Source organism: Rhodopseudomonas sp. P2A-2r, from assembly GCF_026015985.1.
Taxonomy (GTDB): Bacteria; Pseudomonadota; Alphaproteobacteria; order Rhizobiales; family Xanthobacteraceae; genus Tardiphaga.
In genome coordinates this window covers 1075943-1092640 of the sequence record NZ_CP110389.1, presented here as the reverse complement: position 1 = coordinate 1092640, position 16698 = coordinate 1075943, and the positions used below count along the sequence as shown (strand labels likewise).

The window sequence follows — 16698 nt, the reverse complement described above, 5'->3', positions numbered from 1 at the left end:
ATCAACGCTCAAATTGGTCATGCCCGGCCAAGCGCGAAGCGTAGCTTCGCCGGATGTGCCGGGCATGACAGTCTTCATCGATCGCCCTGACAGACGGGATGGCCGGGACAGCGGCGCGACGACGCGCCGATAACGGCCATGACGACAGGATGGGCGCAATCGGCCTGTTACTTGATCAGGCCCTTTTCCTTGTAAAAGCGGATCGCGCCGGGATGCAACGGCACCGGGCTGCCGGCCGCAGCGGTCTCCAGCTTGATCTCCTTGCCGGCGGCATGGGAATTGGCCAGTTCGGGCAGCGATTCATAGACCAGCTTGGTCATCTGATAGGCCAGATCGTCGGACACCGCGGAACTCGTCACCAGATAGTTGACCACGGCGGCGGTCGGAACGTCCTTGTCCTGGCCGTTATAGGTCTTGGCTGGAATGACCACCGACACGAAGGGCGGGCCGATCTTGTCCACGGTCTCCTTGGGAACCGAGACCACGGTGATGTCGGTGGAGGTGCTGAGATCCTTCAGCGACGCGACGCCGAGGCCGGCCGACTGCAGCGTCGCGGCAAGCTGGCGGTTCTTCATCAGATCGACGGATTCGGCGAAGGGAAGGTATTCGATCTTGCCGAGATCCTTGTAGCTGAGCCCCGCTGCCGCCAGGATCGCGCGCGAATTCAGCTCGGTGCCGGACTTCGGCGCGCCCACCGACAGGCTCTTGCCCTTGAGGTCGGCCAGCGTCTTGATGCCGCTTTCGGCAGTGGCGACGATCTGGATGTAGTTCGGATAGATCGCACCGATCACCCTGAGCTTGTCGAGCTTGGCCTTGAAGCCGGCTTCCTCGTCGCCGTCCCAGGCGGCCTTCAGGGAATCGCCGAGGGCGAACGCGATCTCGCCGCGCCCCTGCTGCAGTAGGATCAGGTTCTCCACCGAGGCCTTGGTGGCCTGGACTTGGGTCTTCACGTTCGGAATCTTGTCGCTGTAGATCTTTCCGATGGCGACGCCGAGCGGATAGTACACGCCGGAGGTGCCGCCGGTCAGAACGTTGATGAATTGCTGGGCATGTGCGGCCGGCGCAGACAGCAGCGTGGCGGCGGCGAGTGCGACCGCGGTCATTTTCGATTTCATGATTTCTCTCCCGTCAAATTTGGCCGGAAAGTGGACGGATGAAGGCGCGCGGTCAACCCATCCGAATGGCCAATAATGCAGTCGCAGCAATATGTTTTGCAGATCCGGGCAAGCCGCAGCCGAAATTTCGCCGGACGGCACTTGCCACGCTTCGGCAAACCGGGATCAATATGCGGCAACAGATGAGACCGGCACAGCCGGCGCTGGGAAACGGTTCCGGGGGAAGATGGCTGCAGACAAACCGCGCGATGTCGAAGAGACGGTGGTCGTTTCCAACGAAGCACTGCTCAAGGCGGAGGCCTATATCGAGGCGGACGAAGGCGCCACCAACCGGCTGATGGGATGGGCCGGGTGGATTTCCACCGCCATCGCCGTGGTCATGAGCCTGTTTCATCTCTACGCGGCCTACGCCATCGTGCCGACCCAGGAGCTGCGCTACACCCACGTCGCCTTCACGCTGGTGCTGAGCTTCCTGCTCTTCCCGCTGGCGACGCGGTTTCGCAACCGGGTGCGCTGGTGGGACGTGGTGCCGGGCATCGTCGCGGTCGGCACCATCGTCTATGCGCTGTGGGGCGGCGATGATTTCACCGACCGCGCGACACTGCCGGACCACTGGGACGTCATCGTCGGCGTGGTGTTCATCGCGCTGCTGCTGGAGGCGACGCGGCGCACCACCGGGCTGATCATGCCGGTCGTGTCGCTGTTCTTCATCGCCTATGCGATGCTCGGGCCGCATCTGCCGGCGCCGTGGACCCATCGCGGCTACGACCTGCCGCGCCTGGTCGGCCATCTCTTCATCACGCTGGAAGGCATTTTCGGCGTCGCGGTCGACGTCTCCGCCACGCTGATCATCCTGTTCACCATCTATGGCGCGTTCCTGGCGATGTCCGGCGCCGGAAAATTCTTCATCGACTTTTCGCTGGCGCTGATGGGCGGCAAACCCAACGCCGCCGGCCGCACCGTGGTGCTGTCGTCGTTCCTGCTCGGCGGCCCGTCCGGCTCCGGCGTCGCCACCACGGTGATGATCGGCACCGTCGCCTATCCGATGCTCGCCAAGGCCGGCTTCGAGAAGAACGCCGCCGGCGGCCTGCTGGCAGCGGGAGGCCTCGGCGCGATCCTGTCCCCGCCGGTGCTCGGCGCCGCGGCGTTCCTGATCGCCGAGTTTCTCAAGATCAGCTATCTCGACGTGATCTGGATGGCGACCATCCCGACCTGCCTCTACTACCTGTCGCTGCTGATCATGGTGGAGCTCGACGCCAAGCGCTTTGGCGCCCACGACGTCAACTTCAAGCCGGAGATGACCATCGGCCAGATGACGAAGCGTTACGGCTTCCACTTCATCTCGCTGATCGCCGTGGTCATCTTCATGCTGATCGGCTACTCGCCGTCGCTGTCGGTGTTCTATGCCACCGCCGTCACCTTCGCGCTCAGCTTCCTGCGCAAGGAAACCGCACTGGTGCCGAGGAAACTGGTCAAGGCGCTGGCCGACGGCTCGATCGGCGCGCTCAATGCCGCCACCACCTGCGCCTGCGCCGGCATCGTCGTGGGGGTCGTGACTCTCACGGGCCTCGGGCTGAAGTTCTCGTCGATCGTGATCGCCTATGCCGGCGGCAGCCTGCTGCTGACGGCGATCTATACCGCGCTGATCGTCTGGATTATCGGTCTCGCCGTGCCGGTCACGGCGTCCTACATCATCTGCGCGGTGATCGCGGCCCCCGCTCTGATCAAGCTCGGCGTGCCCGACTACGCCGCGCACATGTTCATCTTCTATTATGCGGTGCTGTCGGAAGTCTCGCCGCCCACCGCGCTGTCACCCTTCGCGGCCGCCGCGATCACCGGCGGCGATCCCTACCGCACCACGCTGCAATCGTGGAAATACACCCTGCCCGCGTTCCTGGTGCCGTTCGTGTTCGTGCTCGACCCGCAGGGCGTCGGGCTGCTGCTGGCGATCCCCAAGGGCGGCTCATGGATCGACGTCGTCGAGATCACCATCAAGACCACCTTCGGCCTGCTGGCGCTCGCCGCCGTCGCGCAGAATTGGGCCCTGCGACAAACCACCCCGCTCGAACGCGGCCTGCTTCTGCTATCGGGATTGCTGCTGGTGTTTCCCAGCCTGATCGAGGCGATCCTGGAATCGCTGACCGGGCGCGACATCAGCTATACTTTTGTCCCGGGTCTCGTCATCGGCCTGGGCGTGCTACTGTGGCAATACAGAACGCCGGCGCCTTCACGACCGGCCGTCACGATATGACAGGGAGACGCACGATGCTCAGCAGATTCAGGAAGACGACCGTTGCGCTGGCCGTCACATTGACGGCGGGATTGGCGTTTGCGGGTGGCGTCTACGCCCAGCAGAAGACCATCGCGATCGGCACCGGCGGCACCGGCGGCGTGTATTATCCGCTCGGCGGCGCCATCGCCAATGTGCTGTCGAAGGCATTGCCGAACACCCAGGCCACCGCGGAAGTCACCGGCGGCTCGGTCGATAACCTCAAGCTGATCGCCTCGGGCCAGAGCGAACTCGGCTTCAGCATGGCTGATGCAGCGCTCGATGCCTATAACGGCCAGGACAAGTTCAAGAGCGGCAAGGTGCCGCTGCAGAGCCTGCTGGTGGTCTATCCCAACCGTATGCATGTGGTGACCGTCGAGGGCACCGGCATCGAGAAGATGGCCGACCTCAAGGGCAAGCGCGTCTCGACGGGCTCGCCCGGTAGCGCCACCGAGGTGATGGCGTTTCGCGTGCTGGAAGCCGCCGGTATCGACAAGGACAAGGACGTCAAGCGCGAGCGACTTGGCGTCGCCGAATCCGTGAACGCGATCAAGGATCGCAAGATCGACGCCTTCTTGTGGGTCGGTGGCATTCCGACCGCGGCGGTGACCGATCTGGCGGCTTCCCCGGCATGAAGATGAAGCTGATCGACCACAGCGACACGGTCGAGAAAATGAACGCCAAATACGGCAAGCTCTACAGCGCGAGCACCATCAAGGCCGGCGCCTATCCCGGCACCGACAAGGACAACGCCATTGCCGAGGTCTGGAACATCATCGTCACCGGCGACAAGATGAGCAATGACGACGCCTATAACATCGTCAAGACGCTGGTGGAGAAGAAGGCTGACATTGTCGCCGTGCACAAGGAGGCCGAGAGCTTCTCGCTCGACAACCAGATCCAGGAGCGCTCCCCGATCCCGTTCCACCCGGGCGCCTTAAAGTATTTCAAGGAGAAGGGCATCGGCGGGTAACACTGCTGCCGGTAGTTCGATAGCGCGGCGTTGCTTTTCTGCCATCGCTGTGGAACCGGATCGCCAGCGCGTCGTTGGCTGGCGACACGGCAGCAATAGCGAGGATCGTTTGGCAGGCGCGGATGCAGACAGGGTAAAGCGTCCGCTCGATGCGCTGAATTTCTTTCTCGCCGATGTGCGGGACGGGCTCGGGCCGTATCTGGCGATCTATCTGCTGACCGTCCAGAAGTGGGACGAGGCGTCGATCGGCGTGGTGATGTCGGTTGCTGCCTTGGCGGGGATCATCGCCCAGACGCCGGCCGGCGCGCTGATCGACAAGACCACGGCCAAGCGCGCGGTGGTCATCATCGCAGCCATGATCGTCACCCTCAGCTCGATCATATTGCCGCTCTATCCCGGCTTCCTGTTTGTCGCAGCGACCCAGTCGCTGACCGGAGTCGCCGCCGCGGTGTTCGCGCCGGCGCTTGCCGCCATCACCCTCGGCATCGTCGGCCCCAAGGCGTTCGCGCGGCGGATCGGCCGCAACGAGGCCTTCAACCATGCCGGCAACGCCGTTGCGGCGACGCTGGCCGGCAGCTTTGCCTGGTTCTTCGGGCCCATCGTGGTGTTCTGGCTGATGGCGGCGATGGCGGTTGCGAGCATTCTCGCAACGCTGGCGGTGCCCGGCGACGCCATCGACGACCATGTGGCGCGCGGCCTCGACGACAGCACCGCGCGCGGCGCCGGCCACGGCGACCAGCCGTCGGGCTTCCAGGTGCTGATCACCTGCCGGCCGCTGCTGGTGTTCGCCGCGGCCACCGTGCTGTTTCACTTTTCCAACGCCGCCATGTTGCCGCTGGTCGGACAGAAGCTGGCGCTGGTAAATAAGGAGCTCGGCACCACGCTGATGTCGGTGTGCATCGTCGCGGCGCAGCTGGTCATGGTGCCGGTGGCCATCGTCGTCGGCCGCACCGCCGATATCTGGGGCCGCAAGCCGATCTTTGCCGCCGCGCTGGCCGTGCTGGTGCTGCGCGGCGCCCTCTATCCGCTGTCGGACAATCCGTACTGGCTGGTCGGCGTCCAGTTGCTGGACGGCGTCGGCGCCGGCATTTTCGGCGCGCTGTTTCCGCTGGTTGTCGCAGACCTCACCCACGGCACTGGCCACTTCAACGTCAGCCAGGGCGCCATCGCCACGGCGGCGGGTCTCGGCGGTGCGCTCAGCACCGCGGCGGCCGGACTGATCGTCGTCAAGGCGGGCTATAGCGCTGCGTTCCTGTCGCTCGCGGGCGTCGCGGCCGTCGGGCTTGGTCTATTTCTCGCGCTGATGCCGGAAACCCGGCCGGAGTGAGCTGCGGCGCCAGGACGCAGATGCGGAGGCCCCCATACTTAAGAAGTGGCAACCTGCACTGGTATCGGCGAGTGGGACCCCTTATTACCCTCGTCATGGACCCGGCGCACAAGATGCCGGCATATCGAGGACTCCCAACTGATGTCATCTGCTCCCTTCTCGCGGCCGTCCCGCCGCTCCCTGATTGTCGGCGCTGCCGCCACGCTCGGTACGTTGCCACTGCTCTCGCGCAAGGCGCGCGCCGACGTCTGGCCCGCACGGCCGGTCAAGATGGTCGTGCCGTTCGCCGCCGGCGGCACCACCGACGTGCTGGCACGGCTGGTGGCGGCAAAGCTGTCCGAAGAAATGGGCCAGCAGTTCATCGTCGAGAACAAGACCGGCGCCGGCGGCAACATCGCAGCCGACTACGTGGCCAAATCCGATCCCGACGGTTACACCTTCATCGTCGGCACGCCGGGCACCCACGCCATCAACAAGTACGTATTCAAGAACATGACGTACGACCCGATCAACGACATCGCGCCGGTGATCGTCATCGCACGGGTCCCGAATCTTTTCTCGGTGACTAATACGCTGCCGGTGAAATCGGTCGCTGAATTCATCGCGCTGGCCAAATCCAAGCCTGGCGAGTTCTTCTACGCCACGCCGGGGCTCGGCAGCACGGCCCACGTCGCCACCGAGCTGTTCAAATCCATGACCGGCGTCGATATCGTTCATGTGCCCTACAAGGGCAGTGCCCCGGCGCTGACCGACCTGATCGCCGGCCGGGTCCACCTGACCATCGACAACCTGCCGGCCTCGCAGCCCTTCGCCGAAGCCGGCTCGATCCGTGCGATCGCCGTCTCCACCGCCACGCGCTGGCCGCTGCTGCCGGAGATCCCGACCATCGCCGAGGCCGGCGTGCCCGGTTACGAAGCCGCCTCGTGGTTCACGGTCGCCGCGCCGGCGAAGACGCCGAAGGAGATCATCGTCAAGCTGAATGCCAGCATCGACAAGTACATCAAGACCGCGGATGGCATCGCGCGCATGCGCAAGCTCGGCGCCGAGCCGGCCGGCGGTTCGCCGGAAGACATGCAGGCCTATGTGCTGTCGGAAACCGAGAAGTGGGGCAAGGTCGCAAAGTTCGCAGGCATCAAGCCGGAGTAACCGACACTCTCACGGCAGGCAAAGGCTGCTTGTCCTTTGCCTGCCGTGAGTCCGCGCGCAGACCGTCTCGCGCGACCGACAAGCGCGCCCGGGAAACGAGAATCGTTCGCGCCCGCAGTCGCTCAAGTTTTAACTGCATTCGATCGTTTAACCTTACCGTCTCATTTCTGTGAGGGCTCCAGGAGTTTCCTCAATTTGAACCTCTGCGCAGCGGTAAACCCGACCCAATCCAAACTGGAGCGGGCATGCATCAACTGACAGAAGACGAACTGAGACGAGCGGCGTTCGGACATCGCAAGGTGACGCCGCGTGTCTGCGTGGCCGACAGCAAGGCCCATATCCGGACGTTTCTCGCCGAAGCGTTGGACGAACTCGGCTTTGTCACCAGCGACTGCGCACGCGCCGACGATTTGCACGCAATTCTCGAGACAGAGCTGCCCGATCTCATCGTCATCGGTCTCTCTGTGAAGGGTATCGAGGCCGGCAGAATCCTTGAAATCCTCGCTGCCGCAAAGTTCGACGGCAAGGTCCTGGCGATCGGCCCGCGCGAGTCGGTCATGCTCGTGGCGGTGCAGAAGCTCGCGGAGGACTACGGCATCGCCATGCTGCCGCCGCTGTCGACGCCGTTCAGCGCCGGCACGCTGCGCGACGCCGTGGCGCTGCTTCTGCCGACCGAGCCGGCGCCGCGCCCGGCAGTGGACGTGGCCGAGGCACTGAAGGCCGGCTGGCTCGAATTGTGGTACCAGCAGAAGATCAACACCCGCACGCTGGCGCCGTGCGGCGCCGAGGCGATGGTTCGGATGCGGCATCCGAACTGGGGCGTGGTCCCGCCGGATTACTTCCTGCCGGACGACAAGGATCCGCATTTCCGCGCGCTGTCGCAGTTCGTAATCTTTCGCGCCATGGAAGACTGGCGCACCCTGCTGGACCACCAGGGCCCCGTCGACCTCTCCATCAACCTGCCGGTCGCCTTTCTCAGGGATCCCCGGGCGGTGCGCGACTTGTGCCGCTGGATGCCGACCGATCCGGCGTTCAGCGGCCTGCTGCTCGAGATCAAGAGCGCCGAAGTGCTGGACAACCTCGATCTGGTCATCGACGTCGCCAGGCAGGTTCGGCCGCATAACATCGCGATCTCCATCGACGGCATCGGCGCGGACTGGCCGGCTCTGCTGTATATGGAGACGTTTCCCTTCGTGGAACTGAAGGTGGACCGCACATTCGTCACCGGTTTCGCCGACGACCGGCTGAAGCGGACGGTGTGCAGCCGAATCATCGAACTGGCCAACGGCTATGGCGCCCGCACCGTGGCCACCGGCGTCGAAACCCGCGCCGACTACCTGACCGCCCATGAGTTGGGATTCGGCCTGGTGCAGGGCTATCTGTTCGGAAAGCCGATGGGGGTCAGGAAATTCAGCCGCGCCGCCATGGCCCGTCCGCTGCTGGCGTCGGGCTGAGACGGCGCTAGTCGAACGTCATATCCAGGCACTTGGCGACGTCGGAGCCAAGTCCCGAGGCGATGGTGATGCAGCCGCGAACCTTTCGCGCGGTGTTGTCGCTGGCCCATACCGCATAGCCGCCGTTGCCGAAGAACGAATTGGTATTCGGCGGCTCGGTCTCGGTGGCGTCGAACGAGTAGCTGGAGTCGGTGTCGAAGATGCGCGGCTTTTTAACGCAGCCGCCATCGCTCTGGACGTTGATGATCTCCTTGGCGTCGCGGGTCATCGACAGGCTGACCGAGCAGCGGAAATATTCCGAGGTCTTCGCGTTGAACAGATAGGCATAGGATCGGCAGGTGGCGGTCGACAGCTTGCCGGCGCTCAGCCCCCGGCCGCAGGAAATGCGCTGGTTGCTGACCAGCTTGAAGTCATCGGCCGCCGCCGGCGACAGCCACCCGACCATCGCGACAATCAACCCGTACTTCGCCCGCTGTCGCATCCGAATCATCCCCGACTGTTGCCGGCCGGCGATCATTCGCCGCCCGGTCTGGCCCTGCATCCACGGTAGCTTCCGGCAGCCGCGCCGGGAATGACAGACTCGCCGGTGCACTGCAGGACATCCATCATGCCAACCGTTCGTTATTTGTTCAAGACAGCGGCCGAATTGGCAGCCACAATGGACGGATTGCGCGATGCACGATTGCCGTGGGTTGAAAACCCGCACGAACCATCGGAGATTTGCCGATGGCACCGACACGCGCCCCCCAGCTTGCGGGGGCGACATTTGGAGACACCCGTATGACCAGACCATCGACCATGATGCTTGCCGCCGCGATCGCACTCGCGACGCTGGCAGCCCCGGCCGCGGCGCAGGCGCCGACGCCATGGGTGCTGTCACCCGACATGGGCTATGGCTACGACGCCCAGGGCAAGACGCAGGCCTACAAGATGGGCACCAACAACGCCAAGTTTCTGCTCAAGGGCGCCAAGAAGGTGCCGAAGAACACGCTGTTCTTCATCGGCGAAAACGGCCAGCTCTACATGCGCAGCGGGCCGTTCCTGGAAGACGACGGCAGGTTCAAATTCGGCCCGGGCTGAGCCCGCATGACGACCAGATGACATCGAACGCCTCTCCCGAAGCGGCCGGAGAGGTGTTACAGAGCGCTTCGTTATTTCAGAACAGTTGAAAGCGCTCATGGCCCTCCCAGTTTCCCCGCTCGCCCCCACTGTTGTTCCTGACATGCCGGAGATCGCCGGCGTACGCCTCGCCACCGCCGCAGCGGGCATCCGCTACAAGGGCCGCACCGATGTGCTGCTGGTGGTGCTCGACAAGGGCACCACGGCAGCCGGCGTCTTCACCACATCGAAGTGCCCTTCCGCCCCGGTGGACTGGTGCCGTACCAACCTCAAGGGCGGGCAGGCCCGGGCGCTGGTGGTGAATTCCGGCAATGCCAACGCCTTCACCGGCAAGACCGGCAAGGCCTCGACCAAGCTGACCGGCGCCATCGCGGCGAAAGCGGTGGGCTGCAAGGCCGAGGATATCTTCCTCGCCTCCACCGGCGTGATCGGCGAGCCGCTCGACGCCAGCAAGTTCGACGGCGTACTCGGCACGCTGGCGGACAGCGCCAGCCCCGGTGGCTGGATGGATGCCGCGCGGGCGATCATGACCACCGACACATTTCCGAAAGTCGCCACCGCCACGGTGAAACTCGGCAAGGCCAAGGTGACGATCAACGGCATGGCGAAGGGCTCCGGAATGATCGCGCCGGACATGGCCACCATGCTGGCCTTCATCTTCACCGACGCGCCGATCAGCGCCCCCGCTTTGCAGGCGCTGCTCAAGGCCGGCGTCGGCGACACCTTCAACGCCGTCACGGTCGATGGCGACACCTCGACGTCGGACACCCTGATGATGTTCGCGACCGGTGCCGCCGCGGCGCATGGCGCGCCGAAAATCACCAAGACGAGCGATATCCGGCTGAAGGCCTTCGTCAAGGCGTTGCAGGCGGTGCTCGCCGACCTGGCCGAACAGATCGCCCGCGACGGCGAAGGCGCGCGAAAGCTGATCGAGATCATCGTCGAGGGCGCCACCTCCAAGGCATCGGCGCGAAAGATCGCCATGTCGATCGCCAATTCGCCGCTGGTGAAGACCGCGGTAGCCGGTGAGGACGCCAATTGGGGCCGCGTGGTGATGGCGGTGGGCAAGGCCGGCCAGCCGGCCGACCGCGACAAGCTCTCCATCTCGTTCAACGGCATCCGCGTCGCCAAATCCGGCGCCCGCGATCCGGCCTATGACGAGTCCGAGGTCTCGGCGACAATGAAGAAGGCCGAGATCCAGATCAAGGTCGCGCTCGGCCTCGGCCAAGGCCGCGACCGTGTTCTGACCTGCGACCTCACCAAGGAGTACATCGCCATCAATGGCGATTACCGGTCGTGAGACGCGAGAGCTCACCCCATTCGCTATTGTCATCGCCCGCGAAAGCGGGCGATCCAGTACGCCGTGACGGTCGTGCACGATCCGCGGCTGCGCCGAATGCTGGATCCCCGCTTTCGCGGGGGATGACAGCACGTATGAGGCAGCTGCTGCGCTCGCCATCAGGCACGTCCGATGAAACTCCTGTTCGTTGTTGCCGTGGCGCTGGTCGACGCCGACAATCGCGTGCTGATTGCGCAGCGGCCCGAGGGCAAGTCGCTGGCCGGGCTGTGGGAATTCCCCGGCGGCAAGCTGGAGCCCGGCGAGCGGCCGGAGGCGGCGCTGATCCGCGAGTTGCATGAGGAGATCGGCATCACCGTAAAGGAGGCGTGCCTCGCGCCGCTGACCTTTGCCAGCCACGCTTATGACGACTTCCACCTGCTGATGCCGCTGTATATCTGCCGGCGCTGGGAGGGACTTGCGGTGGCCCGCGAAGGCCAGAAACTGGCCTGGGTCCGGGCCAACAAGCTTCGCGACTACCCGATGCCGGCGGCGGACATCCCGCTGATCCCGCATCTGATCGACGTGCTGTAGTTACGGCTTTATCCCCCGCACCGCGTCCGCCAGGCTGGCTTTCGCCGAGCCGGGCCGCAGCGGCTTCTGCTGGCTTTCATGGGGCGCCCAGCCGGACAGCCAGATCACCTCGAAGGTGGCGCGGATGCGGCCGTCGGGATCGCTGAAACGCTCGGCATAGACCGCCGCCATGCGCAAAAGAGTCGCGCGGCGCAGCGGGATGCGGCGTCGTTCGACCAGCACGTTGGTGGCGCCCATCCTGCGCAGATCCTGCATCAGCGCGAAGGCACTGTCGTAGCGCACCACGATCCGATCGACGTCGGTCACCGGCAGCGCGAAACCGGTTCGCTGCAGCAGCGCGCCGATGTCGCGCAAATCGGCGAATGGCGCGACGCGCGGCGACACGCCGCCGTCCAGTTCGGCCTCGGCTGCCGCGAAGGACTGCCTGAGCTCGGTGAGCGTATCGCCGCCCAGCGTCGCCGCCAGCAGCAAGCCGTCGGGTTTCAGCGCGCGCCGGATCTGCGCCAGCACGCCGGGGAGATCGTTGACCGTCTGCAGCGCCAGCGCGGAGACCGCGAGGTCGAGGGATTCCGGCGCCAGCCGCAGGCCTTCGCGCTCGTCGTCGGGCACAGCTACCGGCGTCAACGTTTCGATGCGTGCCGCAAGCGCAGCACGGAGTCCCTCGCCGGGGGTGCCGATGTCGGCGGCAGCGGTGAACTTGCGCAGCACCGCCTGCAGGCGATCATCCAGGTCCGCGACGACCCGGTCCAGCAGGAAAGCTTCCGCGCCGAGCTTTGCGGCACGGGCCTGCCGCGACCGCAGCAAGGCACGGTCGAACAGGATCGGAGCGGTATTGGGATTGGCGGCCATGCGGCTTGGTACGCCGGATTTCGGGCCTGTGGCAACGCACTTGAGAGCCGGCATGGCCAAGAGTAGCGTTCGATCATGGACGCCGAAGCTGCATCTTCACGTTCCCTCGCGACGCCTTTGCGCGGCGCGCTGAGGCTGTGCCGGCAGGCATGGTATCACACCGCCCGCGCGGCGCTCGACATCGCGCTGCCGACCTTGTGCGTGGCATGCCGCGAACCGGTCGCTGGCGAAGGCTCTGCGCCACGTGCTGGGCGAAATTGTCGTTCATCGCGCCGCCGTTCTGTCCGCGGCTCGGCATTCCCTTCGTCTACGACCCCGGCCCCGGCCTCTTGTCGATGCAGGCCATCGCCGACCCGCCGGCCTATCAGCGGGCGCGGGCGGCGGTGCGCTATGACGAGGTCGCCCGGACCCTGGTTCATGCGCTGAAATACCACGACCGCACCGACCTGGCGCCGTCGATGGGGCGCTGGATGGCCCGCGCCGGACGGGAACTGCTCGAGGATGCCGACCTGCTGGTGCCGGTGCCGCTGCACTGGCGGCGCGGCTGGAGCCGCCGCTACAACCAGGCCGGGACGTTGGCCCGCGCCATCGCGCGGCATAGCGGCGTGCCGGTGGCTCGCGATGCGCTGCGCCGCATCCGCCCGACCGAGCACCAGGTCGGGCTGTCGCGCGCCGAACGCGCCAGCAACGTCCAGGGCGCCTTCCAGGTGGCGGTGGACCGCCGCCCCGAGATCCAGGGCCGCCGGGTGATCCTGATCGACGACGTGCTGACCTCCGGCGCCACCGTCGACGCCTGCGCACGGGCATTGCTGCGCGCCCACGCCCGCCAGGTCGACGTGCTGGTGTTTGCGCGGGTTGTGGACGCCCTCAAAGCTCCCATATAATCAGGGCATTATTCACAACAGAGCGTGCGCCATGACCGCTGCCGTCGAAATCTACACCCGTCCGGGCTGCGGCTACTGCAGCGCAGCGATCTCGCTGCTGAACCGCAAGAAAGTGGCGTTCACCCATTACGACGTGGCGACCGATCCCGATAAGCGCCAGCAGATGTTCGATCGCGCCGGCGAGGGCTCGACCTTCCCGCAGATCTTCATCGACGGCCGCAACATCGGCGGCTGCGACGATCTCTACGCCCTGGACCGCGAGGGCCAGCTTGACGCCATGCTGGCGGGCGAAAAGGCCAGTTCATGACCGATCTCGCCTTCAATGCCGCCATGGTGCAGATGCGCACCGGCCTGCTGCCCGAGCATAGCCTTGTGCAGGGTACCGCGCTGATCCGCGAGGCCGCCGCGGCCGGCGCCGACTACGTGCAGACTCCCGAGGTCAGCAACATGATGCAGCTCAACCGCACCGAGCTGTTCAAGCATCTGGCGACCGAGGAGAACGACGCCTCGCTGAAGGCCTATCGCGCGCTGGCGGCCGAACTGAAAATCCACCTGCATGTGGGGTCGCTGGCCGTGCTGGCGACGCCGGACCGCGCCGCCAACCGTTCGTTCCTGATCGGACCGGACGGCCAACTGCTGGCGAGCTACGACAAGATCCACATGTTCGACATCGACCTGCCGAACGGCGAGAGCTACCGCGAATCCGCCAATTACCAGCCCGGCGAGAGCGCCGTCATCTCCGACCTGCCGTGGGGCCGCGTCGGCCTCACTATCTGCTACGACGTACGCTTCCCGGCGCTGTACCGCGCGCTGGCCGAGAGCGGCGCGGCGTTCCTGACCGTGCCCTCCGCCTTTACCCAGAAAACCGGCGAGGCGCACTGGCACATCTTGCTGCGCGCCCGCGCCATCGAGAACGGCTGCTTCGTGTTTGCCGCCGCCCAAGGCGGCGTGCACGAGAACAAGCGCGCCACCTACGGCCATTCGCTGATCATCGATCCCTGGGGCAAGGTGCTGGCCGAAGCCACCGGCGCCGAGCCCGGCATCATCATGGCGCGGATCGATCCGGCCAGAGTGACCGAAGCGCGGGCTTCGATTCCGTCGCTGCAGCACGGCCGCCGTTTCGGCGTCACCGACCCCAAGGCCGGCCCGGACTATCTTCACCTCGTCCGGGAAGCGACATGATCCGCTACAACCTGCGCTGCGACCGCGGCCACGCGTTCGAGAGCTGGTTCCAGAGTTCGTCGGCCTACGATTCGCAGATCAGGCGCAAGCTTGTGAGCTGTCCGTCCTGCGGCTCGATCAAGGTCGAGAAGGCCATCATGGCCCCGCAAATCGCCCGCAAGAAGAAGGACGGCGCGCCGGCACCTCAGCCCGAGGCGACCACCGAGGTCAGCACCGTGCCCGCGACTCCGCTGATGATGGCGCAGGAACGCGAGCTGCGCGCCAAGTTGAAGGAATTGCGCGACCACGTCACCAAGAACGCCGACAATGTCGGCGAGCAGTTTCCCACCGAAGCGCGCAAGATGCATTACGGCGACATCGAGCATCGCCCGATCTATGGCGAGGCGACGCCCGACGAGGCGCGTTCGCTGATCGACGAAGGCATCGAGGTCTCGCCGCTGCCGGTGCTGCCGGAAGACCGCAACTAGACAGAGCGCATATGCCCCTCACGGTGAGGAGGCGCCCTTGCGCCGTCTCGAACCATAGGGTTGAACGGCCCATCCTTCGAGACGCGGCGAAGACGCCGCTCCTCAGGATGAGGCCTGGAAAGCGCAGAGTGAGCCGATCATGAACGCCGAGACCTTCTCGACCTGGCAGGCCTGGGCACTGCTGTCGGCAGTGTTCGCCGCGCTGACTGCGATCTTCGCCAAGATCGGCGTCAGCGACATCGATTCGGATCTCGCCACGTTCATCCGCACCATCGTGGTGCTGCTCAGCCTGGCACTGATCCTGTTCGCAACAGGCAAGTTTACCTCGCCCGCGGCAATCTCAACAAAGACATGGGTGTTTCTGGTGCTGTCCGGACTCGGCACCGGCGCGTCGTGGCTGTGCTATTTTCGCGCGCTCAAACTCGGACCGGCGTCGCTGGTAGCGCCTATCGACAAGCTAAGCGTCGTACTGGTGGCACTGTTCGCCGTCGTCTTCCTGGGCGAGCGCCCCTCCTTGAATGGCTGGCTCGGCATCGCCTTGATCGCGGCAGGCGCCGTCATCATCGTATTCAAGCGCTAGTGTGCATTGCAGGCTCGCCGCCATCGCGGCCGACCCGGTGAACTAGGCACGTTTCCGGATGCTGCGCCCCAGCGTGACGGACGGCAGCTCCCCGAAGGCCACGCGATAGTCCCTTGCAAAGTGGCCGAGGCTACTGAAGTTGCAGGCGATCGCGACCGCCGTCACGGTGACGGAGGACGATCCTGCATCCAGCATCGATCGCGCTTGTCGAAGGCGAACCTGCTTGACGAACTCGCGCGGCGAATATCCACGATGAGCCGAGAAGGCCCGCGCCAGCGTTCGCGCGCTGACGCCGGTCAGCCGCACCAGATCCTCGATTTCGATCGCACTGCGCCAGTTGGCTTCGATGAATTCCTCGGCGTACCGGACATGCCAGGGGGCGCCATTGCGGCTATCGCCATCCAGCAGATGATTGAAGCCGTGCCGCGTCGCGGCGAGGAAGGCCACCACGATTGCCTGCTCTAGTTCGCGCAGAACTGCCGAAGGCATCGCGCCATCTTCCGCATTGAATTCGGCGCAGCAAAAACCCACCAGCCGCAGGAGCGCCTTCGCGCGGACGGATTCAGTATCAAATGCTTCATGGAAAAGCAGATCGCCTTTCGGCAGCGTCCCTGTCAGCGCCGCGAGCTTCCTCTTCATGGCATCGCGTTCGATGCGCAGCACGAGTTGCTCATAACCGGCGCCAAACGTCAGATTGGCAACACGGCCCGGTGACGAGATGCAGCCCTGCCGTGCGGTGACGTCCACAGTTTCACCGTTGACCGTCGTGGCCGCACGCCCCTTGAGGTTGATCTGCAGACGCGCAAAATCAGCCTCTGGAAACTCCGCCGATGCCTCCGAATGATAGGCGCAGAACGCCAATGTCAGGTAATCGAGATTGACGCCATTGCTGCGCGCCTCGAAAGCCGGCCCCTTCGTCGATGCGGCAAACCCGCTGGCTCCGAATCGAGCGAGCATTTCATGCCGCATTTCATCCGGCTCGCGCGTGTGAATCAACGGATGACGATGGAGCGGATCGTCGTGGAATTGAAATGACATGACTGCGTACCATTCGCGATCGATGAAGCAAGCCGAACCTCGGGAAGCAATACCATTCGCGCGGTAAGTCGACCACTCGCAAATGCGAAACAGGACTCCGTAATCTTACGGGTTTTTGGCTGAATTCGAACGAAACTGTCAATCCACGGATTAACAGGAACTTTTCAAAAACACGGCACTCTCGCCTTGCCTTCGAATCGCGCACCGCACGTCTCAACCGTGTATTTCGACCTAATTCGATCGCAGGATTTCCGGCTGATCAATTACGTGACGCCTTACTACAATTAGAGCTCTTGCAGGACAACCGCTACGAACCGGGAGGCCCTTGGATTATGATGCGACGGAATTTCCCGACCGTATCGCCGGGCGCCCCTCCAATTCGTAGCCAACAAAGATCCATAAATACCGGACGTCAACTATCCAGC

At 64.7% G+C, this 16698-nt stretch carries 17 protein-coding genes and 1 pseudogene; 14 read left to right on the top strand and 4 right to left on the bottom strand.

The window, feature by feature from the left end:
- Positions 1-167 precede the first annotated feature (167 nt).
- A complete protein-coding gene (locus ONR75_RS05090; protein ID WP_265081660.1) occupies positions 168-1115 on the bottom strand; it encodes a TAXI family TRAP transporter solute-binding subunit in 948 nt (315 codons plus the stop codon).
- Positions 1116-1341: 226 nt separating this feature from the next.
- Here ONR75_RS05090 and ONR75_RS05085 point away from each other — a divergent pair, with 226 nt between their 5' ends.
- The 6 genes from ONR75_RS05085 (at position 1342) to ONR75_RS05060 (ending at position 8284) form a co-directional block, all read left to right on the top strand.
- Positions 1342-3366, top strand: coding sequence for a TRAP transporter permease (locus ONR75_RS05085; RefSeq protein ID WP_265081659.1), 2025 nt, complete (start codon positions 1342-1344; stop codon positions 3364-3366).
- Positions 3367-3380: 14 nt separating this feature from the next.
- The gene (locus ONR75_RS05080; protein ID WP_265081658.1) at positions 3381-4019 is read left to right on the top strand and encodes a TAXI family TRAP transporter solute-binding subunit; all 639 of its coding nucleotides are present in this window, start codon (positions 3381-3383) and stop codon (positions 4017-4019) included.
- On the top strand, positions 4016-4357 hold the full coding sequence (locus tag ONR75_RS05075; protein WP_265081657.1) for a TAXI family TRAP transporter solute-binding subunit: 342 nt from the start codon (positions 4016-4018) through the stop codon (positions 4355-4357). The genes ONR75_RS05080 and ONR75_RS05075 overlap by 4 nt, the downstream gene beginning before the upstream one ends.
- A gap of 109 nt (positions 4358-4466) precedes the next feature.
- On the top strand, positions 4467-5684 hold the full coding sequence (locus ONR75_RS05070) for an MFS transporter (protein ID WP_265081656.1): 1218 nt from the start codon (positions 4467-4469) through the stop codon (positions 5682-5684).
- Between the two features lie 141 nt (positions 5685-5825).
- Complete coding sequence (locus ONR75_RS05065; RefSeq protein ID WP_265081655.1) at positions 5826-6830, top strand: Bug family tripartite tricarboxylate transporter substrate binding protein; 1005 nt, start codon at positions 5826-5828, stop codon at positions 6828-6830.
- 245 nt (positions 6831-7075) lie between these two features.
- Entirely contained in the window at positions 7076-8284 is a 1209-nt protein-coding gene (locus tag ONR75_RS05060; RefSeq protein ID WP_265081654.1) for an EAL domain-containing response regulator, read from the top strand.
- Positions 8285-8291: 7 nt separating this feature from the next.
- Here ONR75_RS05060 and ONR75_RS05055 read toward each other — a convergent pair whose 3' ends face one another.
- Positions 8292-8765: a hypothetical protein gene (locus tag ONR75_RS05055; protein WP_413776438.1), complete on the bottom strand. Its 474-nt coding sequence runs from the start codon at positions 8763-8765 to the stop codon at positions 8292-8294.
- 299 nt (positions 8766-9064) lie between these two features.
- Here ONR75_RS05055 and ONR75_RS05050 point away from each other — a divergent pair, with 299 nt between their 5' ends.
- The 3 genes from ONR75_RS05050 (at position 9065) to mutT (ending at position 11273) form a co-directional block, all read left to right on the top strand.
- Positions 9065-9364, top strand: a complete 300-nt coding sequence (locus ONR75_RS05050; protein ID WP_265081652.1) for a hypothetical protein — start codon at positions 9065-9067, stop codon at positions 9362-9364.
- A gap of 97 nt (positions 9365-9461) precedes the next feature.
- Positions 9462-10703, top strand: coding sequence for a bifunctional glutamate N-acetyltransferase/amino-acid acetyltransferase ArgJ (gene argJ / locus ONR75_RS05045; RefSeq protein ID WP_265081651.1), 1242 nt, complete (start codon positions 9462-9464; stop codon positions 10701-10703).
- 171 nt (positions 10704-10874) lie between these two features.
- Positions 10875-11273: an 8-oxo-dGTP diphosphatase MutT gene (mutT, locus tag ONR75_RS05040; RefSeq protein ID WP_265081650.1), complete on the top strand. Its 399-nt coding sequence runs from the start codon at positions 10875-10877 to the stop codon at positions 11271-11273.
- On the opposite strand, the gene ONR75_RS05035 is transcribed toward mutT, so the two are convergent.
- Positions 11274-12122, bottom strand: a complete 849-nt coding sequence (locus tag ONR75_RS05035; RefSeq protein WP_265083542.1) for a methyltransferase domain-containing protein — start codon at positions 12120-12122, stop codon at positions 11274-11276.
- Positions 12123-12197: 75 nt separating this feature from the next.
- Here ONR75_RS05035 and ONR75_RS05030 point away from each other — a divergent pair.
- From ONR75_RS05030 to ONR75_RS05010, 5 genes and pseudogenes are all read left to right on the top strand, one after another.
- Positions 12198-13006, top strand: a pseudogene (locus ONR75_RS05030) (ComF family protein).
- A gap of 31 nt (positions 13007-13037) precedes the next feature.
- Positions 13038-13313, top strand: coding sequence for a glutaredoxin 3 (gene grxC, locus ONR75_RS05025; protein WP_265081649.1), 276 nt, complete (start codon positions 13038-13040; stop codon positions 13311-13313).
- Positions 13310-14188: a carbon-nitrogen hydrolase family protein gene (locus ONR75_RS05020; protein ID WP_265081648.1), complete on the top strand. Its 879-nt coding sequence runs from the start codon at positions 13310-13312 to the stop codon at positions 14186-14188. Before grxC ends, ONR75_RS05020 begins: the two co-directional genes overlap by 4 nt.
- On the top strand, positions 14185-14655 hold the full coding sequence (locus ONR75_RS05015) for a DUF1178 family protein (RefSeq protein ID WP_265081647.1): 471 nt from the start codon (positions 14185-14187) through the stop codon (positions 14653-14655). Before ONR75_RS05020 ends, ONR75_RS05015 begins: the two co-directional genes overlap by 4 nt.
- A 139-nt stretch (positions 14656-14794) precedes the next feature.
- Positions 14795-15235, top strand: a complete 441-nt coding sequence (locus tag ONR75_RS05010) for an EamA family transporter (RefSeq protein WP_265081646.1) — start codon at positions 14795-14797, stop codon at positions 15233-15235.
- A 42-nt stretch (positions 15236-15277) separates the two neighbouring features.
- Here ONR75_RS05010 and ONR75_RS05005 read toward each other — a convergent pair whose 3' ends face one another.
- On the bottom strand, positions 15278-16273 hold the full coding sequence (locus ONR75_RS05005; protein ID WP_265081645.1) for an AraC family transcriptional regulator: 996 nt from the start codon (positions 16271-16273) through the stop codon (positions 15278-15280).
- Positions 16274-16698: the final 425 nt, after the last annotated feature.